The sequence below is a fragment of the Streptomyces cynarae genome (genome assembly GCF_025642135.1).
Taxonomy (GTDB): Bacteria; Actinomycetota; Actinomycetes; order Streptomycetales; family Streptomycetaceae; genus Streptomyces; species Streptomyces cynarae.
The window spans coordinates 2,314,332-2,330,659 of record NZ_CP106793.1; the positions used below are offsets into that span (position 1 = coordinate 2,314,332).

Genomic DNA, 16,328 nt, shown 5'->3' on the forward strand with positions numbered 1-16,328 from the left:
GCCGGTCCGCACCTTTCTTGAGAGAAGCGACAGGGGCGAGGCCCCCGCTTTCCCAGACTAGGGGGAGCCACTGACAACGCCGGTCGGATTCCAGGGTTCACAACAATCCCCGGCCATCCAGCATGCCCGACGCCGGACTCGACCATATAGCACGTGCATTCGATTTGCGGGTCGGGGCGGCCTCCTTCACCCGAAGGAGTGGCGGGGCTAGGGTCGGCGCCATGAAGGATCACGCGCGCGACCTGGCATCTGTACGGGATGCGACCGAGCGACTGCTCACCGCAGCCGCCAAACTGGACAACGCCGCTGTGGCCGAACCGTCACGGCTGCCCGGCTGGAGCCGCGGCCATGTCCTCGCCCACCTCGCCCGCAACGCAGACGCCCTCGTGAACGTGCTGCAGGGCCGTCCCATGTACGCCTCGGCCGAATTCCGGGACGCCGACATCGAACGGGACGCTCCACGGCCACTGGACGTCCAGCTCGCCGACCTGCGCGAGAGCGAGGCCCGCTTCCAGGAGGCGGGAGCCGCCCCCGCGGACTGGTCGCGCATGGTGGAGCTGCGCAACGGGGTCACCGACAAGGCGGCCCGGGTGCCGTTCAGGCGCTGGGCCGAGGTCGAACTGCACCACGTCGATCTCGGGATCGGGTACGAGTTCGAGGACCTGCCGGCGGAGTTCGTCGAGCGGGAGATCGACTTCCTCGCGGAGCGGTTCACCGGACACCCTGATGTGGCGCCGACGCGCGTCACCGACGGCACGCGCGCGTGGAGCACGGGCCGCGAGGCGGCCGAGCCCGAGGTGATCGTCCGGGGCTCCGCACCCGACCTGCTCGGCTGGCTCTCCGGCCGCCGCGACGGAGCCTCCCTCGCAGCCGAGGGAGGGCCACTGCCGACGCTTCCGCCGCTGTAGGTCTCGGACGGCCGTCGGCACCCTCGCCGCTATAGGCTGCGGGCATGACGTACAGCGGAGAGGTGAAGGTCGGCGGCCCGGCGGATGTGCACGAGCTGAAGGACCTGATGATCACCAAGATCGCGGTCGGCCCGATGGACAACAACGCCTATCTGCTGCGCTGCCGCGCCACCGACGAGCAGCTGCTGATCGACGCGGCCAACGACGCCAGGACGCTCCTCGGCATGATCGGTGACGACGGCATCGCGTCCGTCGTCACCACCCACCGGCACGCCGACCACTGGCAGGCGCTCGCCGAGGTCGTGGCGGCCACGGGTGCGCGCACCTACGCGGGCCGGGACGACGCCGGGGGCATTCCCGTGCCGACGGACGTCCTGGTCGACGACGGCGACACGATCCGGGTGGGGCGCGTGGAACTCACCGCGCGCCACCTGGTGGGCCACACTCCCGGCTCGATCGCCCTCGTCTACGACGACCCGCACGGCCACCCGCACGTGTTCACCGGGGACTGCCTCTTCCCGGGCGGTGTGGGCAACACGCACAAGGACCCGAAGGCCTTCGCCAGCCTGATCCACGATGTCGAGACGAAGATCTTCGACGTGCTGCCGGACGAGACCTGGGTGTACCCCGGGCACGGCAACGACACCACGCTGGGCGACGAGCGCCCGCACCTCCCGGAGTGGCACGCCCGCGGATGGTGAACTGCCGTGGCACGCAGGGATGGTGCACGGACATGGCACGCACGGATGGTGGACAGCCATGGCACGCGCGCGGATGGTGAACCGCCCAGCTGGTGTGTGCCCGGCGTGACAGCCGGGCGCACGCGCCCCGTGTGAACCATTCGCACACGTTGGTCTCGTGCGCGCGCTCCCGGCGCGCCCAATGGTGCAGTCCACTGGAAGCAGCCCCGCACAGGATGACGGCTCCTGCGCGGCGATGGGCCGCCGGTCCCCCGATCCCCGCCCTCGACCGGCGGCCCCGGCCCGCGTTTCGCCCAGCGTTCACAGGAATGCAACACTCGTTCCCACCATGCGGACAGTTGCTGACCTGACCTCGACAAACAGGGCGTCGCGCTGCCAATCTCCCGCCATGCACCTCGCCCAACGCGCCCTGCGCCGCGCCGCGTCCGGCGCCACCGTCGCCCTGCTCGCCCTCGCCGTGGGCTGCGCCCCGCAGCCGGAGGAGAACGCCTCCCCCAAGGCTTCCGGGACGGGCGCCCAGACGTGCGCGAAGGGCAAGTTGGCCACCAAGACGTCCGGAAAGCTGACGATCGCGACCGACGAGCCCGCCTACGAGCCCTGGTTCAAGGACGACAAGCCGGCCGACGGCAAGGGCTTCGAGTCGGCCGTCGCCTACGCCGTGGCGCAGCAGCTCGGCTACGGCCAGAGCGCTGTCGTATGGCAGACCGTCCCCTTCAACAAGGCCTTCGCGCCTGGGGAGAAGACCTTCGACTTCGACATCAACCAAGTGTCGATCAGTGCCGAGCGCAGGAAGGCCGTGGACTTCTCCCCCGGCTACTACGACGTCCGCCAGGCCGTCATCGCCCTGAAGGGTTCCAAGGCCGCGAAGGCGAAGAGCATCGCGGACCTGAAGGACGTCAAGCTGGGTGCGCAGGTCGGCACGACGAGCCTCGACTACATCACCAACGTGGTGAAGCCGAAGCAGCAGCCGGCCGCGTACGCCAAGAACGACCAGGCGAAGTCGGCCCTGAAGAACGGTCAGGTGGACGCCATCGTCACCGACCTGCCCACCGCCTTCTACATCACCGCGGCCGAGGTGACCGACGCGAAGATCGTCGGCCAGTTCGAGAACCAGGGCGGGACGCCCGAGCAGTTCGGGCTCGTCCTCGACAAGGGCAGCGCGCTCACCCCGTGCGTGACCTCCGCCGTGGACGCCCTGCGCAAGGACGGCACCCTGGCCAAGCTGGAGAAGCAGTGGCTGTCCGACGCCGTCGACGCTCCGGTGCTCAAGTGACCGTCATCGGGGAGGAGTCGGCAGGGGACTCCGGCGAAGCCGGTATGCCGGGCACGGGCGTTGTGCCAGGCGGGGACGACGCGTACGTCCCCTCACAGCGGCGCATCGAGCGCGAGCGCCACAAGCGCGCACGCGCCCGGCGCGCCACCGCGATCGCGGCACTGTCGACGCTCGTCACCGCGGCCGTCGTCTACCTGATCGTCGTCGACGCGCCCGGCTGGCCGCGCACCAAGGAGACGTTCTTCAACGCGCACTACGCGCGCGAGGCGCTCCCGAAGGTGCTCGACGGGTTGTGGCTCAACGTGCGTCTGCTGCTGGTGTGCGGCGTCGCGGTCCTCGTCCTCGGCATGCTGATCGCCGTCGCCCGCACCCTGCGCGGGCCGGTGTTCTTCCCGCTGCGCGTCCTGGCCGCCGCCTACACGGACTTCTTCCGCGGACTGCCCCTGATCATCAACCTGATGATCGTGGTCCTGGGCGTACCCGCGCTGCGGTTGCAGGGCGTGACCGTCGACCCGGTGCTGCTCGGCGGGACGGCGCTCACGCTCACGTACTCGGCGTACGTGGCCGAGGTGTTCCGGGCCGGCATCGAGTCCGTCCACCCCTCGCAGCGCGCCGCGGCCCGCTCCCTCGGCCTGACGAACCGCCAGGCGCTGCGCCATGTGGTGCTCCCTCAGGCAGTACGCCGCCAGGTGCCGCCCCTGCTCAACGATCTGGTGTCGCTCCAGAAGGACACCGGGCTGGTCTCGATCGGCGGTGCGGTGGACGCCGTCCGGGCCTCCGACATCATCGTGGGCCGGAGTCTCAACTACACGCCGTACATCGTCGCGGGGCTTGTCTTCGTGGCGCTGACCATCCCGATGACCCGCTTCACGGACTGGGTGACCGCCCGGGTGGACCGGCAGCGGGCGCAGGGAGGGAACCTGTGAGCGACATCCTCGAGAAGTCCCATGCCGCAGCCGGTGCGCCGGGCGGCGGCCCCGTGCTGCGCATGGAGTCCGTCCGCAAGACCTTCGGCGCTTCGGTGGTTCTGCGGAACGTCGATCTGGAGGTCGCCCCGCACACGGTGACGGCCCTCATCGGCGCCTCCGGCTCGGGCAAGTCGACGCTGCTGCGCTGCGCGAACCTCCTGGAGGAGATCGACGACGGCGCCATCTGGCTCGACGGCGAGGAGATCACCGACCCGCGTGTCGACCAGGACGCCGTACGGCGCCGGATCGGCGTCGTCTTCCAGGCGTACAACCTCTTTCCGCACCTGACCGTCCTGGAGAACATCACGCTCGCCCCGCGCCGGGTGCACGGCGTCGCGCGGGCGGCGGCCGAGGAGCACGCCCGCGAGTTGCTGGAGCGGCTCGGACTCGCCGCCAAGGCGACCGAGTACCCGGACCGGCTGAGCGGCGGCCAGCAGCAGCGCGTCGCGATCGTGCGGGCGCTGGCCGTACGCCCCCGGTTGCTGCTTCTGGACGAGATCACCGCGGCCCTCGACCCGGAGCTCGTGGGCGAGGTCCTCAGTGTCGTCCGGGACCTGAAGGACGACGGCATGACCATGGTGCTCGCCACCCACGAGATGGGCTTCGCCCGCGAGGTCGCGGACCAGGTCTGCTTCCTGGAGGGCGGCGTGGTCCTGGAGCGCGGTACGGCCGAGCAGGTCTTCGGCGATCCGCAGCAGGAGCGCACACGGCGCTTCCTGCACCGGATCGTGGAGGCGGGGCGGCTCTGAGGCAGGGTCACTCCCCCGAGGTCACACCTCCGTCCGCCCCGCCCCCGCGAGCGTCGCGACCCGCTCCACCGCGAACGCGTACCCCTGCACCCCGCACCCGGCGATGACCCCGTCGGCCCTCAGGGAGACGTAGGAGTGGTGCCGGAACTGCTCACGCTGGTGGATGTTGGAGATGTGGACCTCCACCACCGGCAGTCCGTCACAGGTGTTGAGGGCATCGAGGATCGCGACGGAGGTGTGCGAGTAGGCGGCCGGGTTGATCACGATCCCGGCGTGGTTCAGGCGCGCCTCGTGGATCCACTCCACCAACTCGCCCTCGTGGTTGGACTGCCGGAAGTCCACCGTGCCGCCGTAGGCGGCCGCCGCCTTCACGCACAGCGCCTCGACGTCCGCGAGCGTGTCGGAGCCGTAGATCTCCGGCTGGCGTTGCCCGAGAAGGTTCAGATTGGGGCCGTTGAGGATCATGATCGGGGCGTCGGCGAGAGTGCGGGGCACATTTCCTCCGGTCCGTTTCAGGTCTTCCGGTCCTTCGCGGACCGCTGATCAGCCCCCGGTCTATCACGATGCGCCGAGCGCGTGACCCGGCCGGTGCGGGCTGGGCCAGGTGCCATGCGCGCGGAGGGATCCCGCGTGGAGCATCACCGCACCCACTGACCGCGCCGTTCGCTCGGGCGCACGCCCGACCCATCGGTCGCGGCACCGAGCCCCCGTGCGCCCCCGTAGCAAGGAGTTACGTCGGGTAGTTGATCCGGCATGTACGATGCACGTTCAGTAACGGCTCCTTCCATGCTCCGGCTCGCGGCCGCCTCGCTCGCCGGAACCGCCGTCGAGTTCTACGACTTCTTCGTCTACGGGACCGCGGCCGCCCTGGTCCTTGGCCCCCTGTTCTTCCCGACGTTCTCCCCGGTGGCGGGCACACTGGCGGCGTTCGGCACCTTCGGGGTCGGCTTCGTGGCGCGACCGCTCGGCTCGGTGCTGTTCGGGCACATCGGCGACCGGCGCGGGAGACGGCCGGTTCTCATCGCCTCCCTGGTGCTGACCGGCACGGCGACGGTGGCGGTCGGCTGCCTTCCGACGTACGAGGCGATCGGTACGGCCGCACCCGTGCTCCTTCTGGTCCTGCGCTTTCTGCAAGGTCTGGGGCTCGGCGGAGAGTGGGGCGGTGCCGTGCTGCTGACCGTTGAGCACGCTCCCGCCGGGCGTCGCGTGTTGTGGTCCAGCTTTCCGCAGATCGGCCCGTCGCTGGGTTTCTTGCTGGCCAATGGCGTGATGCTGGGGCTGTCGGCGACGCTGTCGGACGCGCAGTTCGCCTCCTGGGGGTGGCGGATTCCCTTCTGGGCGGCTGGGGTGCTCGCGACGACAGGCCTGTGGCTGCGCAGTTCGCTCGCCGAGAGCCCTCTCTTCCTGGACATCGACGACCACGCGCGCGTGCCGCTCGTCGAGGTCGTGCGCCGCCACTGGCGGCTCGTCCTGCTGACGGCCGGCGCACTCGCGATCGGGTACGCGGTCTTCTACACCACGACGACGTGGTCCCTGGCGTACGCCACAGAGCGGCTCGGCGTGAGCCGTACGGTCATGCTGGCCTGTGTCATGGCCACCGTCGCGGTGCAGGGGGTCCTGACCCCCCTGTTCGCCCTCGTGGGTGACCGCTACGGGCGGCGTCCGCTGTGTCTGACGGGCTGTGCCTGCACCGCGCTGTGGATGTTCCCCATGGTGGCGTTGCTCGCCACGGGCGAGCCCCTGCTGATGTCCGTGGGGTTTCTGGGCGCGGGGCTCGCCCTCATCACGATGTTCGCCGTGATCGCCGCGTATCTGCCGGAGCTGTTCGAACCCCGGGTGCGCTGCACGGGTGCGGCCGTGGGCTACAACCTGGGCGGCGTGCTCGGCGGCGCCCTCACCCCGATCGTGGCCACCACACTGGCCGAGCGCGGGGGCCGGGTGCCCTGGGGTGTCGGCGCCTACCTGACGGCGGTGGCCCTGCTCAGCCTCGGGTGCTTCGCACTGCTGCCGGAGACCCGCCCGGTACAAGTGCAGGTGCCGGTGTCGGAGCCGACTCCCGGATGAGGCGCTGCGGCCCGACGATCGTCGCCTGTCGTGCCCCGGCTACGGATTGACCGCCAGTTCCAGGTACGCCGCGAACACCACCAGATGAACACCGCCCTGAAGCGGCGTGGCTCGCCCGGGAACCACCGTCAGAGAGCTCACGACCACGGTCAACGCCAGCAGCACCATGTGCACCGGGCCGAGACCCAGGACGAGCGGTCCGGGGAGCCATACGCTCGCCAGGGCGACCGCGGGGATGGTCAGGCCGATGCTGGCCAGCGCGGACCCGAGAGCGAGGTTGAGGCTGGTCTGCACCCGGTCGCGGCGCGCCGACCGCAGCGCGGCGATGGTCTCGGGCAGCAGCACGAGCAGCGCGATGACGACCCCGACGACGGCCTGCGGCATCCCGGCCGCCGCCACCCCGGATTCGATCGTGGGAGACACCCCCTTGGCGAGCCCGACTACCCCGACGAGGGCGAGGCCGAGCAGGCCCAGGCTGACGGCGGCGGTACGCGCGGACGGCGCTTCAGCGTGGTCGTCCGCGTGGATCACCTCTCCCTGCCGGGTGATGGGGAGGAAGTAGTCGCGGTGGCGCACGGTCTGGGTCGCCACGAACAGGCCGTACAACACCAGTGAGGAGAGCGCGGCGAAGGTGAGCTGGGGCGAGGAGAACTCCGGGCCGGGCTTGCTGGTGGTGAACGTCGGCAGGACCAGGCTGAGGGTGGCGAGCGTCGCGACGGTGGCCAGGGCCGCGCCGGTGCCCTCGGGGTTGAAGACCGCGATTCCGTGGCGCAGTGAGGCGACGAGCAGGCACAGTCCGACGACGCCGTTGCAAGTGATCATTACGGCCGCGAAGACGGTGTCCCGGGCCAGGCTCGCGCTCTTGGCTCCGCCGTCCGCCATCAGGGCGACGATGAGCCCCACCTCGATGATCGTGACGGCGACGGCGAGAACGAGCGAGCCGAAAGGCTCACCGACCCGGTGCGCGACCACTTCGGCATGGTGGACCGCGGCCAGCACGGACGCGGCGAGCACGAACGTGATCACCGCGACGACCGCGCCGGGCACGGCACGGCCCCAGGTGAGGGCCAGCAGGACCACGGCGGCCACCGGCACGACGGCCGTCCACCGCGCCGCGACCGACCGAAGCCCCACGATCATGCGGCGATCGTCGCAGACACGCCCGGAGCCCGCATTCCGGCTCCTGCCCACCGTGTCCCGATGGTGGCCGGGGCCTGTATGAACGTCACCGAGTCGGTCATGGCACCTCCAGGGTGCGTCCCCGCGCCGTGAACGCTCCTCACCTCGCACTGTCTCCGGAGGGGTGCCCGGCAAGGTGCTGGGCACCCCTGTGAGCCGTATCGGCCGGGACGCGTCAGGCTTCGACGCTGTCCTCGGCAGCGCTCTGTGTGGCCTTGTGCGTGGCGTCAGCCGCCGCCTCCTGTTTCCGGGAGGCCATCAGGCTGGTGATCGTCGTGACGATCAGGACGGCACAGATCACGCCGAGGGAGACCGGGATGGAGATCTCGGGGACGTGGATCCCGGACTCGTGGAGCGCGTGCAGCACCAGCTTGACGCCGATGAAGCCCAGGATGATCGACAGGCCGTAGGACAGGTGGACCAGCTTCCTGAGCAGGCCGCCGATGAGGAAGTACAGCTGCCTCAGACCCATCAGCGCGAACGCGTTGGCCGTGAAGACGATGTACGGGTCCTGCGTCAGGCCGAAGATCGCCGGGATGGAGTCGAGGGCGAACAGCACGTCGGTGGTGCCGATCGCGAGCATCACGACCAGCATCGGCGTCATGACCCGCTTGCCGTTCTGCCGTATCCACAGCTTGGTGCCGTGGTAACGGTCGGCAACGCCGAAGCGGCGCTCGGCGGCCTTCAGCAGCTTGTTCTCCTCGTACTCCTCGTCCTCCTCATCGGCCCTCGCCTCCTGTATCAGCTTCCAGGCGGTCCAGATCAGGAACGCGCCGAACAGGTAGAAGACCCAGGAGAAGGACGCGATGATCGCGGCGCCCGCGGCGATGAAGACCGCCCGCAGGACCAGGGCTATGAGCACCCCGACGAGTAGCACGCGCTGCTGGTACTGCGACGGCACCGCGAACTTCGCCATGATCAGGACGAAGACGAAGAGGTTGTCGACGCTCAGCGACTTCTCGGTGATGAAGCCGGCGAAGAACTCCCCGGCGGGCTGGCCGCCGCCGAAGACGAGCAGGCCCATGCCGAACAGGCCGGCGAGGGCGATCCAGACGACCGTCCAGATCCCGGCTTCCTTGATCGATACGTCGTGCGGCTTGCGGCCGATGAAGAAGTCGACCGCGATCAGGGCGGCAAGGCCCACGATGGTCAGGACCCACAGGGTCATCGAAACATCCACTGCGCCTCCGGCAGTACGTACGTCACGGCAAATGTCGGCGTCGTCGCCACCGGAGGTCTCTTCCACCCACCGTCGCGAGGCGCGTGATGCGCCCGGTGCCGTGGGCCGACGCCCCGGGATCTGGCCTGATCCGTACTGACGGGCGCGCCGCAACAGATAGGGAGTACTCCCCTCCGTGCCAGCAACAGTACCCGAATTACCAAGGAAAGGTAAAGGAATTGGCAAAAGAAAGGTCAAAGCGCCTGGTCAAGTACCTGTCCGTAGACCAGCGGGCAGAGAGAGACGCCTCAGCGGTTCCAGGAGCGACGGGCCTCGGCGACCCGGGTGAGCACTCGGTCGAGCACCTGGCTGCCCTTCGGAAGCCTCGGGGGCTCGTAGGTCCAGGCGTGCCCGACCCAGGGGTCCGCGAGATGGTCGTCGGGCACCGGGGTGAGCCGCAGCAGTGATCGCCAGAGCGGGTCGAGCAGCGGTCCGTAGGCGGCCGCGTCCTCCCGGTCGGCGACCATCATCAAATGGACACCGACGTCCGGGCCTTCGTCCGCAAGGTAGCGCAGCTGGTTCACGGCCCGGTCGTCGAAGCCGTGGGGGAAGTCGTTGACGATCAGCAGTTGCTGGGCCGTGTCGAGGCCGGGCGGCAGGGAGTCGGACGCGCCGCCCCGCACCGCCATCTGCACCAGGTCGACGCGCTGGGTGAGCCGGGTCAGCACGTCGGCCACCCCCGAGGCACCGCCGGCGGGCGCAGTGGCGAGCACCCCGGAGTGCACGAGGGGCGCGAGCGCGGAAACGCCCGAGCCCGCCGGGTCGATGACGTGCACCGCGAACGCGCCGGGCGGGTACACGGCAAGCAGCCGGGCCGCCTGCGTGACCGCCACATCCATGGCGAGGCGGCGCAGCTCGTCCGGGTCCACGAGCGGGTCGGGGGATCCGGAACGGCCGCTGTCGATCCACAGACCGCGCTGCAGTGGCAGCCTGACCAGCATGGGAATGCGGAGGCTCTCGCTCTCGGGCAACTGCAGATCGCCGAGGCGCACGGCCATGGGGAGGTCCCTCGGTACCCGGTAACCCTGCCAGACGGGGCTGTCCCAGCGTGCGAACGCCTCAGGCAGCGCCGGTTCGACGACGTCGGACTCGGCGATGAGCTGGGTGAGGTCACGGTCGAGCGCGGCTCTCGCCTGGTTGACGAGGTGGGTGTGCTTGGCCTGGGCCGCGTCGCGTGCGGCATCGCCCTGCCCGCCGAGGCGGGCGCGCGGATCGGCCAGGGCCTTGTCCAGCTCCTGCTCAAGACGCGAGTCGGCGAAGTCGACGGCGCTGCGGTACGCGGCCACCGTACGCGCCAGGTCCTCGAACATGCCCCACACCTGGTTGTACAGGCGCTCCTCCATGGACCAGCCCGTCGCGTCGCCCGCGACCGGCTGCGCGGCCTGACCGGCCGGCTCGGAGGGCGGGGGCGGCGGCGTGGCCTGGCGGCCGGGGTGGCGGTAGTCGACCGGCCCGCTCAGAGCGGGCTGTGCGACAGGGACCGGGGCGTCGGTGACGTCGTACGGGGACCCCTGCTGCGGTACGCCGACAGGCCCCTGGTGCTGCGCCGGCGCCACGGTGCCGGGTGGCCCCTGGGGAGGCGCGGGGGCGGTCGCCTGCCGTGTGCGGTCGCCCTTGGGCAGGCGCGGCGGAGGCGGGGCCACCGAGCGGGCCAGGCCCTGCACCACCGCTTCGTTGATGCCGTCCGCGAGTTGCCGGGCTTCGGGCAGGCTCTGGTCCGTGAAGAGCGCGGCGAGCCCGCCCGCATATCCCTGGCCGACCGCACGCACCTTCCAGTCGCCCTGCCTGCGGTAGATCTCCAGTGCGATGACGGCGGACTCGGAGTCCAGACCGGTGATGCGGTAGGTGGCGACCTGGGAGCCGTCGAGGCCGGTGACCGCCAGCGAGGGGGCGGCGACGGCGCCGAATCGCACCGGGCCGCCGATGCCGGTCGGCAGGGCCAGCAGCACCGTGACGCGATGCGCGCGCTCCGGGAGGGCGTCCAGGTCGAAGGCGAGGCGGTGGTCGGCTGCCGCCTGCCTGGAGACCTCCAGACCCGGCAGGATGGGCTTTCCCGGATGGGCGACCCACTCGGTGCCGGGCACTCTGCCCTGCTCGTCGCTGAGCGTGGCCCCGGCCACGATCGGCGTGCCGGCCGACACCCGGACCTCAAGTCGGACCTGGGGAAGCGGATGGTTCTGTCCCCGGACCAGCTCGGCCGTCATCGCCTCGTCCCCCTGCGTCGCTTCTTGTGCCGGGCGTCCGGCCGCCTACAGGTGCGGCAGGATCGCCGGCATGAGGTCCTGGAAGGTGCGGCCGTTGGCCGGGGTGCCGAGAGCCGTCATCGTCCAGCTCCCGCCCGCACGGTGCACCTTCGCCATGATCTGCGCGGTGTAGGCGCCGCCGCCCGCGAGTGTGTAGCGGGCCAGTTCCTGGCCGTTGGTCTCGTCGACGAGGCGGCAGAACGCGTTCTGCACCTCCTGGAACGTCTGGCCCGTGAACGAGTTCACGGTGAAGACGATCTGGTCGATGTGGACCGGGACGCGCTGGAGGTCGACAAGGATCGCCTCGTCGTCGCCGCCCTGGCCCACACCACCGACGAGGTTGTCACCGGTGTGCCGGACGGAACCGTCGTCGCTCACGAGGTGGCGGAAGAAGACCACGTCCACGGGCTGCTTGTCCGCGAACAGGACCGCTGACGCGTCCAGGTCGATCTCCCGGGTGCGCGAACCGAACAGCCCGCGTCGGGGAGCGGCCTGCCAGCCGAGCCCCATGCGCACCGCGGTCAGCGTGCCTCCGTCGTTCTTCTGAAGACTGATGGCCTGACCCTTGGTCAAGTTGACGGTCACGCGCTGTTCCCCTCTCGAGCGTCCCCTGTTGGCCGCGGACTCCGCGGATGTCAAAACCCTACGCAGCGGCACTGACAGTGCCGAACCCCGGCTCGCGCTTTGTGTCGGTCTTGCAACACACCAGGCGCGTACCGGGGTCCGGCACCGTGGTGGGGACGTCAGGCCAGCCCCGCCTCCCTCATCTGGCGCAGTTCCTTCTTCATCTCGGAGACTTCGTCGCGCAGCCGGGCCGCGATCTCGAACCGCAGGTCCGCGGCGGCGGCCCGCATCCGTTCGGTCAGCTCCTCGATCTGCTCGGCGAGTTCGGCGGCCGGGCGGTCGGTCGGGACCGTCTCCTTGGCCTTCGCCTTGCCCTTGGCCGGCTTGACCCCCTTGACCGCGTGGTTGGCGAGTGCGGGCACCGGGCTCTTGGTGCCCTTGCCGTCCTTCGCGTTGCGGTAGCCCGTGCCCAGCAGCTGTTCCGTGTCGACGTCCTCGCGGGCGATCTGCGCCACGATGTCGTTGATCTTCTTGCGGAGCGGCTGCGGATCGATGCCGTTCGCCGTGTTGTACGCGACCTGCTTCTCCCGGCGGCGGTTGGTCTCGTCGATGGCCTTCTCCATCGCCGGGGTGATCTTGTCGGCGTACATGTGGACCTGGCCGGAGACGTTGCGCGCCGCGCGGCCGATGGTCTGGATGAGCGAGGTGCCCGAGCGCAGGAAGCCCTCCTTGTCAGCGTCGAGGATCGCCACCAGGGAGACCTCCGGAAGGTCGAGTCCCTCCCTGAGGAGGTTGATGCCGACCAGGACGTCGAACTCGCCCGACCGCAGCTCCCGCAGCAACTCGACACGGCGCAAGGTGTCGACGTCGCTGTGCAGGTAGCGCACCTGGATCCCGAGCTCCAGGAAGTAGTCGGTGAGGTCCTCGGCCATCTTCTTGGTGAGCGTGGTGACCAGGACGCGCTCGTCCTTCTCGGTGCGCTTGCGGATCTCGTGCACCAGGTCGTCGATCTGGCCTTCGGTGGGCTTGACCACCACCTCGGGATCTACGAGGCCGGTGGGGCGGATGATCTGCTCGACGACGCCGTCCGAGCGGGACAGCTCGTACGTTCCCGGGGTTGCCGACAGGTACACGGTCTGGCCGATGCGCTCCTGGAACTCCTCCCACTTCAGCGGGCGGTTGTCCAGTGCGGAGGGCAGCCGGAAGCCGTGCTCGACGAGGGTGCGCTTGCGGGAGGCGTCACCCTCGTACATGGCACCGATCTGCGGCACGGTGACGTGCGACTCGTCGATGACGAGCAGGAAGTCCTCCGGGAAGTAGTCCAGCAGCGTGTTCGGCGCGGAGCCGGGCTCGCGGTCGTCGAAGTGCATCGAGTAGTTCTCCACCCCGGAGCAGGTGCCGATCTGGCGGAGCATCTCGATGTCGTACGTCGTGCGCATCCGCAGCCGCTGGGCCTCGAGGAGCTTGCCCTGCTTCTCCAGCTCGGCGAGGCGCTCCTCCAGCTCCTTCTCGATGCCCCTGATGGCCCGCTCCATGCGCTCGGGGCCGGCGATGTAGTGGGAGGCCGGGAAGACGTACAGCTGCTCGTCGTCGCTGATGACCTCGCCGGTCAGCGGGTGGAGGGTGGACAGGGCCTCGATCTCGTCGCCGAACATCTCGATCCGGACGGCCAGCTCCTCGTAGACCGGGAAGATCTCGATGGTGTCGCCGCGCACCCGGAAGGTGCCGCGCGTGAACGCCATGTCGTTGCGCGTGTACTGGATGTCGACGAAGCGGCGCAGCAGCTCGTCGCGGTCGATCTCGTCGCCGACTCTGAGGCTGACCATCCGGTCCACGTACTCCTGAGGAGTACCGAGGCCGTAGATGCAGGAAACGGAGGCGACCACGACCACGTCACGACGGGTGAGCAGCGAGTTGGTGGCGGAGTGGCGCAGGCGCTCCACCTCCTCGTTGATCGAGGAGTCCTTCTCGATGTACGTGTCCGACTGGGGGACGTATGCCTCGGGCTGGTAGTAGTCGTAGTACGAGACGAAGTACTCGACCGCATTGTTCGGCAACAGCTCGCGGAACTCGTTGGCCAGCTGGGCGGCCAGCGTCTTGTTCGGCGCCATCACCAAGGTGGGACGCTGAAGCCTCTCGATCATCCACGCGGTGGTCGCGGACTTGCCGGTGCCGGTCGCGCCCAGCAGGACGACATCCTTCTCACCTGCGCGGATGCGCTTTTCCAGCTCGGCGATGGCCGTGGGCTGGTCACCGCTGGGCTGGTAGGGGCTGACGACCTCGAAGGGCGCCACCGTGCGTTCGATCTGTGAAACGGGCCGCATGGAATCAACCGTACGACCCCGCACTGACAACGGGGGCCGGTCACAAGTTCTGAGGGGTGCGGGAGCTCCGGTGTCCGGCGCGCGGGCCGGAGCGGGACAGCGGACGGCGTCCCATGCCCGTGGGGGCCGGCTCGGGGTGAGCCGGTACGCCGGGCTTGCGCTCGACGATCCGTCCGGGCTTGCCCATGACCATCATCGGGTCGAAGAGCACGACCACGCCGGCCAGGACCAGGAAGACGATCGGGCCGATCATCATGGGGGCGAGCAGGGTCGCGGGCGAGTCGCCGCCCGGGCTTCCGGCGGCGCCGTGCAGGTGGACGCTGACGGCGGCCATGCCGGTGTAGTGCATGCCGCTGACGGCGAGTCCCATGACGAGGCTCGCGCCGATGCTCCAGAGAAATCCACGGACCTGTCCGGCGGCCCACAGAGCGGCGGTCGCGGCGACCACCGCTATGACGACGGAGGCGGCGACTGTGAGGGTGTTGTACTCGAGCACGCCGTGCAGGCGCATCCCGGCCATGCCCAGATAGTGCATCGAGGCGATGCCCAGACCGGTGATGGTGCCGCCGGTGAAGAGCGCCACTCCGGTCGCGCCCCGGTAGCCCACGATGAAGACGCCGATCCCCACCATGACGATGGCGACGCCGAGGCTCGCGAAGGTGATCGCCCTGTCGTAGTGGATGGGGGTCTCCTTGACGGTGAAACCCATCATGGCGACGAAGTGCATGGTCCATATGCCGGACCCGATGGCGGCCGATCCCAGGGCGAGCCAGCCGGCCCGCCAGGACTGGGCGACCAGCATCGATCTGGTGGTGCAGCGCAGACCGAGCGCGCCGCCGAGGCTGGCCATGAGGTACGCCACCACCGGTGTGACGAGTCCGTAGCTGAAGCCGTCGACGGTGCCCTGCATGCGCGGCTGCCCTTCCCACCCTGATGGTCTCTGATTCCGGAAAATACCCCCGTCCCCAGGCCGTGACGACGGTCAGGGCTGAGGCAGAGAGTATGACCCTCACCGGGGCGGTCGAACGATTTTCCGGCAAAGAATCACGGCGCTTCCGCACTTGTGCGGCGCCTGTGACCAGTGTCGGGCAATCCCGGTCCACTTGCGTCCCTGCTGTGTCCGAGCCACCGGGCTCCGTGCTGCCATCCTGGCAATTCCGTGACCAACCGGACACCAGGAGTGAGCATGTACGCGCGCGTTGCCGCCGCCACGATCACGGCCCTCTTCGGGCTCGGCGTCGCCATACTGCCCACCCCGCACGCCCGCGCCTCGGGCGATCAGAGCCCGGTCGTCATCGCCCACCGCGGCGCTTCGGCGTACGCGCCGGAGAACACGCTGGCCGCCGTCGACAAGGCGGCCGCCATGGGCTTCAGGTGGGTCGAGAACGACGTGCAGCGCACCAAAGACGGCCGGCTCGTGGTCATCCACGACGCGACGCTGGAGCGCACGACCGACGTCAAGCAGCTGTTCCCCGACCGGTCGCCCTGGCGGGTGAAGGACTTCACCGCCGAGGAGATCGCACACCTGGACGCGGGAAGCTGGTTCGGCCCCCGGTACACGGGCGCCCGCGTGCCGACGCTGCAGCAGTACATGGAGCGTGTGTCCCAGCATCACCAGAGCCTGCTCCTGGAGATCAAGAACCCGGAACTGTATCCGGGGGTCGAGCGGCAGATCCTCAAGCTGCTCGGCAACGAGGGCTGGCTCGACGCGGACCACCTCAGGAACCGGCTGATCGTCCAGAGCTTCAGCGCGGACAGCGTGCGGATGGTCCACGACCTGCGCCCAGGGATCACCACCGCTTACCTGGGCACGCCGCCCACGACGGAGCTGCCCCTGTACGCGCGGTTCGCCGACCAGATCAACTCGTCGCAGACCAAGCTGTCCGCCGGCTACGTCTCCGCGGTCCACGCCCTCAATGGACCGCACGACCGGCCGATGAAGGTGTTCGCCTGGAACGTCGACACCGCGGAGGCGGCCCGACGGGTCTGCGGCTTCGGCGTGGACGGCATCATCACGAACGCGCCCGATGTGGTGCAGGCCGTGATCGGCGCTCACTGAATCGGCGGCGCGCGGCGCACCGCGCCGCCCTGTCCGCGCCCGGGGCCGTTGTCAGTGCCGCGCCGTACGGTAGGCGC

At 69.7% G+C, this 16,328-nt stretch carries 14 protein-coding genes; 7 read left to right on the plus strand and 7 right to left on the minus strand.

What is annotated here, in order from left to right; all coding sequences use genetic code 11:
• Window positions 1-221: 221 nt before the first annotated feature.
• The 5 genes from N8I84_RS10880 to N8I84_RS10900 all read left to right on the plus strand — a co-directional run bounded on the left by N8I84_RS10880 (window position 222) and on the right by N8I84_RS10900 (window position 4,599).
• On the plus strand, window positions 222-908 hold the full coding sequence (locus N8I84_RS10880; protein ID WP_263229328.1) for a maleylpyruvate isomerase family mycothiol-dependent enzyme: 687 nt from the start codon (window positions 222-224) through the stop codon (window positions 906-908).
• A 44-nt stretch (window positions 909-952) separates the two neighbouring features.
• Window positions 953-1,609 (plus strand): MBL fold metallo-hydrolase, encoded by a 657-nt coding sequence (locus N8I84_RS10885; RefSeq protein ID WP_263229329.1) that lies wholly within the window; start codon window positions 953-955, stop codon window positions 1,607-1,609.
• Between the two features lie 388 nt (window positions 1,610-1,997).
• Window positions 1,998-2,882: an ABC transporter substrate-binding protein gene (locus tag N8I84_RS10890; protein ID WP_263229330.1), complete on the plus strand. Its 885-nt coding sequence runs from the start codon at window positions 1,998-2,000 to the stop codon at window positions 2,880-2,882.
• Window positions 2,879-3,808, plus strand: coding sequence for an amino acid ABC transporter permease (locus N8I84_RS10895; protein ID WP_390898876.1), 930 nt, complete (start codon window positions 2,879-2,881; stop codon window positions 3,806-3,808). Before N8I84_RS10890 ends, N8I84_RS10895 begins: the two co-directional genes overlap by 4 nt.
• A gap of 62 nt (window positions 3,809-3,870) precedes the next feature.
• Window positions 3,871-4,599: an amino acid ABC transporter ATP-binding protein gene (locus N8I84_RS10900; protein ID WP_263234733.1), complete on the plus strand. Its 729-nt coding sequence runs from the start codon at window positions 3,871-3,873 to the stop codon at window positions 4,597-4,599.
• A 21-nt stretch (window positions 4,600-4,620) separates the two neighbouring features.
• Here N8I84_RS10900 and aroQ read toward each other — a convergent pair whose 3' ends face one another.
• Window positions 4,621-5,094 carry a type II 3-dehydroquinate dehydratase gene (gene aroQ, locus N8I84_RS10905; RefSeq protein WP_263229331.1) on the minus strand — a complete coding sequence of 158 codons (474 nt, stop codon included), beginning with the start codon at window positions 5,092-5,094 and terminating at the stop codon, window positions 4,621-4,623.
• Window positions 5,095-5,385: 291 nt separating this feature from the next.
• Between aroQ and N8I84_RS10910 the strand changes: the two genes are divergently transcribed.
• Window positions 5,386-6,663 (plus strand): MFS transporter, encoded by a 1,278-nt coding sequence (locus tag N8I84_RS10910; RefSeq protein WP_263229332.1) that lies wholly within the window; start codon window positions 5,386-5,388, stop codon window positions 6,661-6,663.
• 39 nt (window positions 6,664-6,702) lie between these two features.
• Here the strand turns inward: N8I84_RS10910 and N8I84_RS10915 are convergent, their stop codons facing one another.
• From N8I84_RS10915 to N8I84_RS10940, 6 genes are all read right to left on the minus strand, one after another.
• Window positions 6,703-7,803, minus strand: a complete 1,101-nt coding sequence (locus N8I84_RS10915; protein ID WP_263229333.1) for a calcium:proton antiporter — start codon at window positions 7,801-7,803, stop codon at window positions 6,703-6,705.
• A gap of 214 nt (window positions 7,804-8,017) precedes the next feature.
• On the minus strand, window positions 8,018-9,022 hold the full coding sequence (locus N8I84_RS10920) for a TerC family protein (RefSeq protein ID WP_449334039.1): 1,005 nt from the start codon (window positions 9,020-9,022) through the stop codon (window positions 8,018-8,020).
• A gap of 287 nt (window positions 9,023-9,309) precedes the next feature.
• Window positions 9,310-11,265: a TerD family protein gene (locus tag N8I84_RS10925; RefSeq protein ID WP_263229335.1), complete on the minus strand. Its 1,956-nt coding sequence runs from the start codon at window positions 11,263-11,265 to the stop codon at window positions 9,310-9,312.
• A 45-nt stretch (window positions 11,266-11,310) separates the two neighbouring features.
• Window positions 11,311-11,889, minus strand: coding sequence for a TerD family protein (locus N8I84_RS10930; protein ID WP_200423313.1), 579 nt, complete (start codon window positions 11,887-11,889; stop codon window positions 11,311-11,313).
• A gap of 158 nt (window positions 11,890-12,047) precedes the next feature.
• Window positions 12,048-14,192 (minus strand): excinuclease ABC subunit UvrB, encoded by a 2,145-nt coding sequence (gene uvrB, locus N8I84_RS10935; protein ID WP_263229336.1) that lies wholly within the window; start codon window positions 14,190-14,192, stop codon window positions 12,048-12,050.
• Window positions 14,193-14,232: 40 nt separating this feature from the next.
• Window positions 14,233-15,102 carry an MHYT domain-containing protein gene (locus N8I84_RS10940; RefSeq protein WP_263229337.1) on the minus strand — a complete coding sequence of 290 codons (870 nt, stop codon included), beginning with the start codon at window positions 15,100-15,102 and terminating at the stop codon, window positions 14,233-14,235.
• 276 nt (window positions 15,103-15,378) lie between these two features.
• On the opposite strand from N8I84_RS10940, the gene N8I84_RS10945 reads away from it, so the two are divergent.
• The gene (locus tag N8I84_RS10945; protein WP_263229338.1) at window positions 15,379-16,251 is read left to right on the plus strand and encodes a glycerophosphodiester phosphodiesterase; all 873 of its coding nucleotides are present in this window, start codon (window positions 15,379-15,381) and stop codon (window positions 16,249-16,251) included.
• Window positions 16,252-16,328 lie beyond the last annotated feature (77 nt).